The 11905-nt window shown below is 52.8% G+C and carries 12 protein-coding genes; 9 read left to right on the top strand and 3 right to left on the bottom strand.

The window, feature by feature from the left end; translation table 11 throughout:
• Positions 1 to 25 precede the first annotated feature (25 nt).
• The 7 genes from OGV69_RS22015 (at position 26) to cysM (ending at position 8037) form a co-directional block, all read left to right on the top strand.
• Positions 26 to 2179 (top strand): peptidase domain-containing ABC transporter, encoded by a 2154-nt coding sequence (locus OGV69_RS22015; protein WP_069324492.1) that lies wholly within the window; start codon positions 26 to 28, stop codon positions 2177 to 2179.
• Positions 2180 to 2296: 117 nt separating this feature from the next.
• Positions 2297 to 3088 (top strand): SDR family oxidoreductase UcpA, encoded by a 792-nt coding sequence (ucpA, locus tag OGV69_RS22010; RefSeq protein ID WP_038642502.1) that lies wholly within the window; start codon positions 2297 to 2299, stop codon positions 3086 to 3088.
• A 157-nt stretch (positions 3089 to 3245) separates the two neighbouring features.
• Positions 3246 to 4262 (top strand): sulfate ABC transporter substrate-binding protein, encoded by a 1017-nt coding sequence (locus OGV69_RS22005; RefSeq protein WP_069324493.1) that lies wholly within the window; start codon positions 3246 to 3248, stop codon positions 4260 to 4262.
• Entirely contained in the window at positions 4263 to 5096 is an 834-nt protein-coding gene (cysT, locus tag OGV69_RS22000; RefSeq protein ID WP_038642497.1) for a sulfate/thiosulfate ABC transporter permease CysT, read from the top strand. It begins immediately after the preceding gene.
• The gene (gene cysW / locus OGV69_RS21995; protein WP_069324494.1) at positions 5096 to 5971 is read left to right on the top strand and encodes a sulfate/thiosulfate ABC transporter permease CysW; all 876 of its coding nucleotides are present in this window, start codon (positions 5096 to 5098) and stop codon (positions 5969 to 5971) included. Before cysT ends, cysW begins: the two co-directional genes overlap by 1 nt.
• Complete coding sequence (gene cysA / locus OGV69_RS21990) at positions 5961 to 7058, top strand: sulfate/thiosulfate ABC transporter ATP-binding protein CysA (protein ID WP_069324495.1); 1098 nt, start codon at positions 5961 to 5963, stop codon at positions 7056 to 7058. The genes cysW and cysA overlap by 11 nt, the downstream gene beginning before the upstream one ends.
• 67 nt (positions 7059 to 7125) lie before the next feature.
• The gene (gene cysM / locus OGV69_RS21985) at positions 7126 to 8037 is read left to right on the top strand and encodes a cysteine synthase CysM (protein ID WP_069324496.1); all 912 of its coding nucleotides are present in this window, start codon (positions 7126 to 7128) and stop codon (positions 8035 to 8037) included.
• 81 nt (positions 8038 to 8118) lie between these two features.
• On the opposite strand, the gene OGV69_RS21980 is transcribed toward cysM, so the two are convergent.
• Both OGV69_RS21980 and ptsJ read right to left on the bottom strand, forming a co-directional pair.
• Positions 8119 to 8835: a type 1 glutamine amidotransferase gene (locus OGV69_RS21980; RefSeq protein WP_069324497.1), complete on the bottom strand. Its 717-nt coding sequence runs from the start codon at positions 8833 to 8835 to the stop codon at positions 8119 to 8121.
• A 13-nt stretch (positions 8836 to 8848) separates the two neighbouring features.
• Positions 8849 to 10141, bottom strand: a complete 1293-nt coding sequence (gene ptsJ, locus OGV69_RS21975; RefSeq protein WP_069324498.1) for a MocR-like B6 salvage transcription factor PtsJ — start codon at positions 10139 to 10141, stop codon at positions 8849 to 8851.
• 82 nt (positions 10142 to 10223) lie between these two features.
• Between ptsJ and pdxK the strand changes: the two genes are divergently transcribed.
• Positions 10224 to 11090: a pyridoxine/pyridoxal/pyridoxamine kinase gene (pdxK, locus tag OGV69_RS21970; protein WP_069324499.1), complete on the top strand. Its 867-nt coding sequence runs from the start codon at positions 10224 to 10226 to the stop codon at positions 11088 to 11090.
• A complete protein-coding gene (locus tag OGV69_RS21965; RefSeq protein ID WP_038642483.1) occupies positions 11087 to 11326 on the top strand; it encodes a hypothetical protein in 240 nt (79 codons plus the stop codon). The genes pdxK and OGV69_RS21965 overlap by 4 nt, the downstream gene beginning before the upstream one ends.
• A 62-nt stretch (positions 11327 to 11388) precedes the next feature.
• Here the strand turns inward: OGV69_RS21965 and crr are convergent, their stop codons facing one another.
• A complete protein-coding gene (crr, locus tag OGV69_RS21960) occupies positions 11389 to 11898 on the bottom strand; it encodes a PTS glucose transporter subunit IIA (protein WP_000522253.1) in 510 nt (169 codons plus the stop codon).
• Between the last annotated feature and the right edge of the window lie 7 nt (positions 11899 to 11905).

Here is an 11905-nt window from a genome sequence, read left to right as displayed (position 1 = left end):
TCCCCCGTACAGGACGTGCGGGGGAATGAGTGCAAATTCTATGAATGATTTTACGCTATATGATTTAGGCCTGGCTGGCGTTATGCAATACATCGCCAAAAACCACGACTCACGTATCGAAATAGATGAAGCAAAAATACCGGTCACGCTGTCGCAATATGATAAAAACGATCCGAACCATGAAGCGCAGATTAAAAACTATTTTCTATCATTAGGTCTGATGATCCACGAGGTGAAATTCTCACGGCCCGACGATCTGCTGAATGAAAATATGCCGCTGATTATATTAACCTCCGACATGCAATGGATGGTGTGTGTCGGGTGCCAGGAAGGGGGGCTACAGCTGGTCAAGCGTAACAACGAGTTGGGTGTCGTTGCGTGCGCCAGAGAAAATATCCAGACGATTTCGGCTTTTTTGATCCAGCCTTTAAGCGGGATGACTGAATCAATTAAAATCAGCTCGATATTAAAATCCGGACTGCAAAATAATAAAGTTTTTTACAGTAAGTATTTTTTTACCTCGCTGTTTATGGCCTTGTTTGCCCTGACTATCCCGGTTTTCAGTAACATTTACTACGATAAGCTTGTACCGGGGTCATCGACCGCCTCTCTGTTTGGGGTGGTGGGTATTGTACTGGTATTTATCGTCTTTGAATTTTTACTGCGCTCCTCGAAAGATATCTATCAGTCGATTGTCTCGCGCCAGGAGGATGTCAATATTGATGTCTCTTTTGTGGAGGCATTGATCTACAACACCACCAAAAGCAGCTCTATGTCCTCCGTGTTTGTTCTGTGGACAGAATTTCAAAAAATAAAGCCCGTGCTGTTAAATTCCGTTTTCCAGCGCGTGTCGGATATTCCTGTATTTATTATTTTTTGTGTAATTATTTACATTAATCTCGGCGCCCTGGTGTTAGTGCCCGTGATGATGATGGTGGTGTCGCTACTGTTGGCGTGGGGATACTTCAAGTATACGGAAGTGCTGATGGATAAAATGAAGGAGAGCCAGTCAAACCGTAACGTTTTCATTACTGAATTACTCTATTCCTTACGTACCATCCATACCTTAAACAACAAAAACCTGATGCTTGATTGGGTTAATAGCAGTAACAATCAGTCATGGCTTAGCTTAAAGCTGCGTAAGGCTGGGGTCTATTATCAGTCTGCGCTTAGCGCGATGTCGAACCTGAACCAGATCCTGCTGATGGTTTTCGCTTTTTTCCTGGTCATCAAAGGTGAAATCACCACGGGGGCGATTGTCTCTTCCGTTATTGTCTCCGGGCGGATGTCGGGGATCATCTCGGGGTTATCATCAACGCTCTCTACTATTTTTACGACCAATAAAACCATTACGGATTTAATGAAAATGTTTATGCCGGCAGGGCAGGAACATGAGCAAAAATTGCTGCAATCGATTGTTAACGTGCGCGGTGATATCTCTCTACGCGCCCTGAGCTATCAGTACGATCCGCAATTACCAAAAGCGCTGGATACGCTGACGCTGGATATTCCTCATGGGCAGCGGGTGGCAATTATTGGCGAATGTGGTTCCGGGAAAAGCTCGCTGGTTTCCCTGCTCTCTGGCTACTGTCCACCTACTGAGGGCAGTATTATGTACGATGGCTACAATACCCGACATCTGGCGCAGAACTTTTTCAGCCGCTTTATCAGTATGGTGACCAATAATGACACGTTGTTTACCGGCAGCATTGAAAGTAACTTTGCCCTTAAAGATTGCGACAACCGCAAGAAGGTGATCGAGGCGCTTAATCTGGCGAACTGTACCTTTGTGCTCCAGCATCCCATGGGGCTGCGTTACCCGGTGATGTTTATGGCGCGTAACTTATCCTCAGGGCAAAACCAGCAGCTGTTATTAGCGCGTAGTTTGAGTAGCGATGCTCAGATTTACTTATGGGATGAGCCAACCTCGAATATGGATGAAATGACCGAACAGCGAATCTTCGATCATCTCGATCACTTTATCAGCGGTAAGACACTGATCATGGTGACGCACCGTCGTTATTTGCTGAAGTATTTCGATCGTGTGCTGGTCATGAAAGGGGGCAAAATCATTCGTGACTGCACGCCGGATAAACTATTAGGGCCAGCAAAGGTTGATCAGACAAAGCAGCCTGTTCGCATAACGGTTGCGTCAGCGAACGAAAAACAAGCGCGTTGACGATATTTTTTCATTGACCGGACTGATTAGTGAGCCGTTTCGCAGCACCAATTTGTTATTGCTGTATCTTCTGCGTGAATGAAGCGAAGGCTTCATATTCAAAAGGAGAATATTGAAATGGGAAAACTCACGGGCAAAACAGCATTGATTACGGGCGCATCTCAGGGTATTGGCGAAGGGATCGCCAGAACGTTTGCCCGCCATGGCGCGAACTTAATCCTGCTGGATATCTCCGATGAGATTGAAAAACTGGCGGATGAGCTGGCTGGACGCGGTCACCGCTGCACGGCGGTTCACGCGGATGTCAGAGATTTTGCTTCAGTCACGGAAGCGGTGAAACGCGCGAAGAAGGTTGAAGGCAAAATCGATATTCTGGTCAACAACGCCGGCGTATGTCGCCTCGGTAACTTCCTTGAGATGAGCGATGACGATCGCGACTTCCATATTGATATCAATATCAAAGGCGTCTGGAACGTAACGAAAGCCGTACTGCCGGAGATGATTGATCGCAAAGACGGGCGCATCGTGATGATGTCCTCAGTCACTGGCGATATGGTGGCCGATCCGGGCGAAACGGCCTATGCAATGTCAAAAGCGGCGATTATCGGCTTAACCAAATCGCTGGCGGTGGAATATGCGCAGTCCGGCATTCGCGTGAACGCCATTTGCCCTGGCTATGTTCGTACGCCGATGGCGGAAAATATTGCGCGTCAGTCCAATCCGGACGATCCGGAATCTGTATTAACTGAAATGGCGAAAGCGATTCCAATGCGTCGTCTGGCCTGTCCGCTTGAAGTCGGCGAACTGGCCGCGTTTCTCGCCTCGGATGAGTCCAGTTATTTAACTGGCACGCAAAACGTCATTGATGGCGGCAGCACTTTGCCTGAAAGCGTAAGCGTTGGCGTCTGATTGATGCCGGTCTCCTCCCCGCGCGATGGGGAGGAGGTACCCCTTATTCTCTTTTCAACTTTCAAATCATCAAACGGTATATAAAACCGTTACTCCTTTAGCACTGGTTATAAATATGATGACCATAAGAAAGTCATTAAATTTATAAGGGTGCGCAATGGCCGTTAACTTACTGAAAAAAAGAACCCTGACGCTGGCAGCAATGCTGTTGCTGGTGGGGCAGGCGCAGGCAACGGAACTGCTGAACAGTTCATACGATGTCTCCCGCGAGCTGTTTGCCGCCCTTAACCCGTCGTTTGAACAGCAATGGGCGAAAGATAACGGTGGCGATAAACTGACGATTAAACAATCTCATGCCGGGTCATCAAAACAGGCGCTGGCGATTTTGCAGGGACTGAAAGCTGACGTTGTGACCTATAACCAGGTCACCGATGTGCAGATCCTGCACGATAAAGGCAAACTGATCTCCGCCGATTGGCAAAGCCGCCTGCCGAATAACAGCTCGCCATTCTATTCCACCATGGCGTTTTTAGTGCGTAAGGGTAACCCGAAGAATATCCACGAATGGAACGATCTGGTTCGCCCGGACGTGAAGCTGATTTTCCCGAACCCGAAAACCTCCGGAAATGCGCGTTACACCTATTTAGCGGCATGGGGCGCGGCGGACAAAGCTGACGGCGGCGATAAAGCCAAAACCGAACAATTTATGACCCAGTTCCTGAAAAATGTCGAAGTGTTTGATACTGGCGGTCGCGGTGCAACGACCACCTTTGTTGAACGCGGTCTGGGTGATGTGCTAATCACATTTGAATCGGAAGTGAACAACATCCGTAAACAGTATGAAGATCAGGGCTTCGAAGTGGTGGTGCCGAAGGTCAACATTCTGGCGGAATTCCCGGTAGCCTGGGTCGATAAAAATGTGCAGGCCAACGGTACTGAAAAAGCGGCGAAAGCGTACCTGAACTGGCTGTACAGCCCACAGGCGCAAACCATCATTACCGATTTCTACTACCGCGTGAACAACCCGCAGGTGATGGACAAACTGAAAGATAAATTCCCGCAAACCGAACTGTTCCGCGTGGAAGACAAGTTTGGCACGTGGCCTGAGGTGATGAAAACGCACTTTGTCAGCGGCGGCGAGCTGGACAAACTGTTGGCGGCGGGGCGTAAGTAAATGTTTGCTGTTTCCTCCCGACGCGTGCTGCCCGGCTTTACCTTAAGCCTGGGCACCAGCTTACTGTTCGTTTGCCTGATATTGCTGCTGCCGCTTAGCGCGCTGGTCATGCAACTGGCGCAAATGAGCTGGGCGCAGTATTGGGAAGTGATTACCAATCCGCAGGTGGTAGCGGCTTATAAAGTGACGCTGCTGTCGGCGTTTGTGGCATCGATTTTTAACGGCGTGTTCGGTCTGCTGATGGCGTGGATCTTAACCCGCTATCGCTTTCCGGGCCGTACGCTGTTGGATGCGCTGATGGATCTGCCATTTGCGCTGCCTACGGCGGTAGCTGGCCTGACGCTGGCGTCGCTGTTTTCAGTCAATGGCTTCTACGGCGAATGGCTGGCGAAGCTGGATATTAAGGTGACCTACACCTGGCTGGGCATCGCGGTGGCGATGGCCTTTACCAGCATTCCGTTTGTCGTGCGCACCGTACAGCCGGTGCTGGAAGAGTTAGGCCCGGAGTATGAAGAAGCGGCGGAAACGCTTGGCGCCACGCGCTGGCAGAGTTTTCGTAAAGTGGTGTTGCCAGAGCTGTCTCCTGCGCTGGTGGCGGGCGTAGCGCTCTCGTTTACCCGAAGCCTCGGTGAGTTTGGCGCGGTTATTTTTATCGCTGGGAACATCGCATGGAAAACAGAAGTGACCTCGCTGATGATTTTTGTTCGCTTGCAGGAGTTTGACTACCCGGCTGCCAGCGCGATTGCTTCTGTGATCCTCGGGGCGTCGTTGCTGCTACTGTTTTCAATTAACACCCTGCAAAGTCGCTTTGGTCGACGCGTGGTAGGTCACTAATGGCAGACATTACCCAATTGAAACGCTATGACGCACCCCGCATTAACTGGGGTAAATGGTTTCTGATCGGCACGGGCATGTTGGTATCGGCCTTTATTTTGCTGGTGCCGATGATTTATATCTTCGTGCAGGCGTTCAGCAAGGGATTAATGCCGGTGCTACAGAACCTGGCTGACCCGGATATGCTGCATGCCATTTGGCTGACGGTGCTAATTGCGCTGATTGCGGTGCCGGTGAATCTGGTGTTCGGCGTATTGCTGGCCTGGCTGGTGACTCGCTTCAACTTCCCTGGACGCCAGCTGTTGCTGACGCTGTTGGATATTCCCTTTGCCGTCTCGCCAGTGGTCGCTGGTCTGATCTATCTGTTGTTTTACGGTTCTAACGGCCCGCTGGGTGGTTGGCTGGATGAGCACAACCTGCAAATTATGTTCTCCTGGCCGGGAATGGTACTGGTGACGGTGTTCGTGACCTGTCCGTTTGTGGTGCGCGAACTGGTGCCGGTGATGCTAAGTCAGGGCAGCAATGAAGACGAAGCGGCGATTTTGCTTGGTGCCTCCGGCTGGCAGATGTTCCGCCGCGTCACGCTGCCGAATATCCGTTGGGCGTTGCTGTATGGCGTGGTGCTGACTAATGCCCGTGCGATAGGCGAATTCGGCGCGGTGTCGGTGGTTTCCGGCTCGATTCGCGGCGAAACCTTATCTTTACCACTACAGATTGAATTACTGGAGCAGGACTATAACGCCGTTGGCTCCTTTACCGCCGCAGCGCTGTTGACGCTGATGGCGATTATTACCCTGTTTTTGAAGAGCATGTTGCAATGGCGTCTGGAGAATCAGGAGAAACGCGTGCAGCAGGAGGAAAATCATGAGCATTGAGATTGCCAATATTAAGAAGTCTTTTGGTCGCACCCAGGTGCTGAACGATATCTCGCTGGATATTCCTTCAGGTCAAATGGTGGCTCTGCTGGGGCCATCCGGTTCGGGCAAAACTACGCTGCTGCGTATCATTGCCGGGCTGGAGCATCAGTCCAGCGGGCATATTCGTTTTCACGGCACCGACGTCAGCCGTCTGCATGCGCGCGATCGCAAAGTGGGGTTTGTGTTCCAGCACTATGCGCTATTTCGTCATATGACGGTATTCGACAATATCGCCTTTGGTCTGACAGTTCTGCCACGGCGTGAGCGTCCGAACGCGGCGGCGATCAAAGCCAAAGTGACCAAACTGCTGGAGATGGTGCAATTGGCGCATCTGGCGGATCGTTTCCCGGCGCAGCTTTCCGGTGGACAAAAGCAGCGTGTGGCGTTAGCGCGTGCCCTGGCGGTAGAGCCGCAGATCCTGCTACTCGACGAGCCGTTTGGCGCGCTCGATGCTCAGGTGCGTAAAGAACTGCGCCGTTGGCTGCGTCAACTGCATGAGGAGCTGAAGTTTACCAGCGTGTTTGTTACCCACGATCAGGAAGAAGCGACGGAAGTTGCAGACCGGGTGGTGGTGATGAGCCAGGGTCATATCGAACAGGCCGACGCGCCGGATCAGGTCTGGCGAGAACCGGCTACCCGTTTTGTGCTGGAGTTTATGGGCGAGGTTAACCGCCTGCAGGGGACGATTCGCGGTGGGCAATTCCACGTGGGCGCACACCGTTGGCCGTTGGGCTATACGCCTGGCTATCAGGGACCGGTCGATCTGTTCCTGCGTCCATGGGAAGTGGATGTGAGCCGCCGTACCAGCCTGGATTCGCCGCTGCCGGTTCAGGTGCTGGAAGCCAGTCCGAAAGGGCACTACACCCAATTAGTTGTACAACCCCTCGGGTGGTACAACGAACCGCTGACGGTCATCATGCAGGGCGAAGATTCCCCGAGCCGCGGTGAACGGCTGTTTGTTGGACTGCAAAATGCACGTTTGTATAACGGCGACCAGCGTATTGAAACGCGTGAAGAGGAACTTGCCCTGGCGCAATCAGCCTGATAGGTTAATTTGCATAGTTATCGCCCGGTGGCGCTACGCTTACCGGGCTTTTTTACGAGCTGAAAACGTGAACACATTAGAACAAACAATTGGCAATACGCCTCTGGTGAAATTACAACGCCTGGCGCCGGATAACGGCAGCGAAATTTGGGTCAAGCTGGAAGGGAATAATCCTGCGGGTTCGGTGAAAGACCGGGCGGCGCTGTCGATGATTGTTGAAGCGGAAAAGCGTGGGGAAATTAAGCCGGGTGACGTATTGATTGAGGCCACCAGCGGCAATACTGGCATCGCGCTGGCGATGATCGCCGCGCTGAAGGGCTACCGCATGAAGCTGCTGATGCCGGACAACATGAGCCAGGAACGCCGGGCGGCAATGCGTGCCTATGGCGCGGAGCTGATTCTGGTCACTAAAGAGCAGGGGATGGAGGGAGCGCGCGATTTAGCCCTCGCTATGTCTGAGCGCGGAGAAGGTAAACTGCTCGATCAGTTTAATAATCCCGATAACCCGTATGCGCACTACACCACCACCGGACCCGAAATCTGGCAGCAGACGTCAGGTCGCATCACGCATTTTGTCTCCAGTATGGGGACGACCGGTACCATTACCGGCGTGTCGCGTTTTCTGCGTGAGCAGGAAAAAGCGGTCACTATCGTTGGCCTGCAGCCGGAAGAGGGCAGCAGTATTCCGGGAATTCGCCGCTGGCCTGCGGAATATATGCCGGGCATTTTTAACGCCTCGCTGGTGGATGAGGTGCTGGATATTCATCAGAATGATGCCGAAAACACCATGCGTGAACTGGCCGTGCGTGAAGGAATTTTCTGCGGTGTCAGCTCTGGCGGCGCGGTCGCGGGCGCGTTACGCGTCGCACGTGCCTCGCCCGGCGCGGTAGTTGTGGCGATCATCTGCGATCGCGGCGATCGCTACCTTTCGACCGGCGTCTTTGGTGAAGAGCACTTTAATCAGGGGCTGGGAATTTAACTTGTTGGCCTGATAAGCGCAGCGCCATCAGGTAACTGCCTGGCACGATGGCCGGATAATGTTTTATCCGGCCAGGGATGATTAATCGTTACGTTTTTGCACCAGCTTATCCAGGAATTGCCACAGCTTCTCATTCATCTGCTGGTAGTCCCAGGCGCGCATCTCTTCAACCGGGCGGATGAAGCGTTTCCCTTCAGCTTCGGCCAGCTCTTGCTTTGAGTGCTGAATTAATCCTTCAATCGCGTCAGCTGTGAACTCCATATGGCACTGGAAACCATAGACGAAATTACCGTATTGCACGATTTGTCGCGGGCAGCCCTCGCTTGCGGCCAGAATTATCGCCTGGTCGGTTAACCCTGGCATGTCGTTGTGCCAGTGGCCGACGATAAGCGGTGAGCCGAAATGGCTGAATAACGGGTGCTGTTGGCCTGATTCGGTAAGGGTGATTGGATAGTGGCCAATCTCTTTTTCCGGGCTTTGACACACCTTCGCGCCCAGCGCTTCGCCAATTAACTGCGAGCCCAAACAGATCCCCACCACGATTTTTCGTGCCGTAATCGCCTGGTTGATCAGATGCTGCTCGGCCTGAGCGTCAAAGTATGGGCACTCTGCCTGCGTGGTGCGGGGCGACTGCGGGCCGCCAAAGACGACGAGCATATCGAAACCATCGGCATTGGCGGGAACCGTTTCTCCAGCGTATACGCGTGACCAGGTGATGGTATAGCCGCGCGATTCGGCCCACGGCAGGTACGCGCCAGCAGATTCAAAAGACTCATGAATAACAAAATGAACTCGCACTTTTTCTCTCCTGTTAGCGCTTGAGCGCCTGATGAATATCAGCCGCCAGCTTATCAATGTCGCTGTCTTCTAATGTTGACAGCGTAATGCGTAAACCATGTGCAGGCGTATTGACGCCGAACACTTCGCCTTCGCGTACCAGCCAGCCGGACTTTGCCAGCGCAAAAGCGATCGCCTGACTGTGATCTGCCAGCGGTAACCACAGATTCAGACCATCCCCGACGGGCAGTTCAATACCATATTGGCGCAGAGCGGAATTCAGCTTTTGCTGCTGGATGGCGTAAAACTGCTGCGTTTGCGCCAGCGTGTGTTGATATGTCTCGTCACTCAGGCAGGCGCAGGCTAAATCCTGCAGCAGATGGCTGACCCACTGACTACCGGAGTTGAGCCGTAAACGCAGTTTCCCGGAAGTGACGGGATCGCTGGCGACGATAGCCAGGCGTAAATCCGGGCCTAAAGTTTTCGACATCGAACGGACAATCGCCCAGTGTGTGGTTTCCTGCGCAATCACCGGATACCAGCGGCAAGCGGACAGCAGCGCAAAGTGGTCGTCGACAATCACCAGCGTCTGCGGATAGCGGGCCAGGACTTCCTGCAATTGCGCCGCGCGGGATGCGCTCAGACTGCATCCTGTGGGGTTATGCGCGCGCGGCGTCAGAATCACCGCCCGCGCGCCTTTCTGTAGTGCGAGTTCCAGTTGGTCCGGTACCATGCCTTCGCGATCAACGTTGGCTGGACTGGCGGAGAATCCGGCATAACGCAGCATGTTGATGCTGCTTAAAAAGCACGGGTCTTCTACAACCACGCTATCGCCGGGCAGCAAATGGGCGCACAGCAGCCGCTCGATAGCGTCAATGGCGCCGCTGGTGATATCAATTTCACCTTCGCCGGGCATGGCATTTTGCATCCATTGTGATGCCCATACCTTAAGTCCAGGTGATACAGCGGCATCGCCGTACAAGCGTGGATTCTTATTTATCTTCGCGAAATAACTACTCAGGTCAGGAAGTCGTGAGGGGGCTGGGTTACCGCCGGAAAGATCGATTAGTGGGGTATCAGGGTTCCCACCTTCCAGCGCAACGGGGGCAGTAATCCCCTTAATCACGGTGCCGTTGCGTCCCAGACTCTGTGCCAACCCGGAGGTGACAAGACGTTTGTAAGCCGCCGCGACAGTATTGCGGTTCACGTTTAATTCCGTTGCCAGTTCCCGCACTGGCGGCAACGTTTCTCCCGCTACCAGCGTGCCTGTAGCGACATGTTGACGGATACTGTCAAAAATTTCGTTAGCGGTTTTTCCGTCGATCATTATTGACCTATGACAAAATGAATTTTAGCATATGACGATAATAATGAGGCGTAAGCGCGCTGTCCAGCGAGAGGAGAAATTAATGGAGCAGGAGAGTGATATTCAGTCAGTGCTCTTCGACGACAAACATCGGGCATTACAGACCGATATCGTCGCCGTCCAGTCACAGGTGGTATATGGCAGCGTAGGCAACAGCATCGCTGTGCCGGCCATTAAAGCGCAGGGATTACGCGTGACGGCAGTACCCACGGTACTGTTCAGTAACACCCCGCATTATGAAACTTTTTACGGCGGCGTTATTCCGCCCGACTGGTTTAGCGGCTATCTGCGCGCCTTAAGCGAACGTGATGCCTTACGCGAGCTAAAGGCGGTGACGACAGGATACATGGGCAGCGCGGAGCAAATCGCCTTGCTGGCACAATGGCTGGAAACCGTTCGGGCCTCGCATCCGGACCTGTGCATTTTGGTTGACCCCGTGATTGGCGATACGGATAGCGGTATGTATGTTAAAGCAGAAATCCCGGAGGCTTATCGTCAGCACCTGCTGCCGCTGGCGCAGGGGCTGACGCCGAACGTATTCGAGCTGCAAATGCTGAGCGGAAAGCCGTGTCGTACGCTTGATGAAGCAATCGCAGCGGCAAAATTTCTGCTTAGCGACACGCTGAAATGGGTGGTGATCACCAGCGCGCCGGGCGATAGCGAAGAGAATATTAATGTGGCGGTAGTGGCGGCTGAAACGGTTGAGGTGTTCGCTCACCCGCGGGTGAAGACGGATTTAAAAGGCACCGGCGATCTGTTCTGTGCTGAACTGGTGAGCGGCATTGTGCTGGGGAAAGCGCTGACTACGGCAGCATACGATGCCGCGCAGCGCGTGCTGGACGTCATGAGCTGGACGCATCAGTGCGGTTGTGATGAATTAATTCTGCCACCGGCAGGGGAGGCGCGATGAAAAGTTATCGGCTGGTGGTTCGTCAGCATGGACGTTTAGTCGGGCATTTTGATACCAGCGGCACAGAGGCGCTGGAAGACATTTGTGTAGCGCGGGCGATGTTTGGTATTGCGGGTGGGTATGATTGTGAACTGCTGGTGTCTGATTCCGAAAGGCGGATGCTGGAAAGCGGACCGGAAGGGATGAAAATCCTGATGCGCGAGGCGTGTTATCGGCCGATGACCTCACAAATTTAACGCCGCCATCCGTTAGATAAAAAAATGGCGCCATCTGGCGCCATTCTTCTCTGCGGCAAGAATTACTTCTTGATGCGGATAACCGGAGTTTCACCCACGGTCACGCTACCGGACAGTTTGATCAGCTCTTTGATTTCGTCCATGTTGGAGATAACAACCGGAGTCAGGGTCGACTTGGCTTTTTCTTCCAGCAGCGGCAGATCGAATTCAATAACCGGGTCGCCCACTTTAACGCGCTGACCTTCTTCAGCGATACGCTTGAAGCCTTCGCCTTTCAGTTCAACGGTATCAATACCGAAGTGAACAAACAGCTCAATGCCGCTGTCGGATTCGATAGAGAAAGCGTGGTTGGTTTCAAAGATTTTGCCGATGGTGCCATCAACAGGGGCGACCATTTTATTACCGGTTGGTTTGATAGCGATGCCATCACCAACGATTTTTTCAGCAAAAACTACATCCGGCACGTCTTCGATGTTGACGATCTCGCCAGAGAGCGGAGCAACAATCTCAATAGTTCCGGTGTCTTTCTTATCATCAGAAACCAGAGATTTCAGTTTATCGAACAAACCCATGATCTTC

The sequence above is a fragment of the Citrobacter sp. Cc139 genome, from assembly GCF_030334645.1.
Classification (GTDB): domain Bacteria; phylum Pseudomonadota; class Gammaproteobacteria; order Enterobacterales; family Enterobacteriaceae; genus Citrobacter; species Citrobacter werkmanii.
This window is presented reverse-complemented; position numbering and strand designations above follow the sequence as displayed.

What these genes read in the sequence shown, in the direction of transcription:
- OGV69_RS22015 (WP_069324492.1), top strand. Translation starts at nt 26, where the DNA reads ATGAGTGCAAATTCTATGAATGATTTTACGCTATATGATTTAGGCCTG.
- ucpA (WP_038642502.1), top strand. Translation starts at nt 2,297, where the DNA reads ATGGGAAAACTCACGGGCAAAACAGCATTGATTACGGGCGCATCTCAG.
- OGV69_RS22005 (WP_069324493.1), top strand. Translation starts at nt 3,246, where the DNA reads ATGGCCGTTAACTTACTGAAAAAAAGAACCCTGACGCTGGCAGCAATG.
- cysT (WP_038642497.1), top strand. Translation starts at nt 4,263, where the DNA reads ATGTTTGCTGTTTCCTCCCGACGCGTGCTGCCCGGCTTTACCTTAAGC.
- cysW (WP_069324494.1), top strand. Translation starts at nt 5,096, where the DNA reads ATGGCAGACATTACCCAATTGAAACGCTATGACGCACCCCGCATTAAC.
- cysA (WP_069324495.1), top strand. Translation starts at nt 5,961, where the DNA reads ATGAGCATTGAGATTGCCAATATTAAGAAGTCTTTTGGTCGCACCCAG.
- ptsJ (WP_069324498.1), bottom strand. Translation starts at nt 10,141, where the DNA reads ATGATCGACGGAAAAACCGCTAACGAAATTTTTGACAGTATCCGTCAA.
- pdxK (WP_069324499.1), top strand. Translation starts at nt 10,224, where the DNA reads ATGGAGCAGGAGAGTGATATTCAGTCAGTGCTCTTCGACGACAAACAT.
- OGV69_RS21965 (WP_038642483.1), top strand. Translation starts at nt 11,087, where the DNA reads ATGAAAAGTTATCGGCTGGTGGTTCGTCAGCATGGACGTTTAGTCGGG.
- crr (WP_000522253.1), bottom strand. Translation starts at nt 11,898, where the DNA reads ATGGGTTTGTTCGATAAACTGAAATCTCTGGTTTCTGATGATAAGAAA.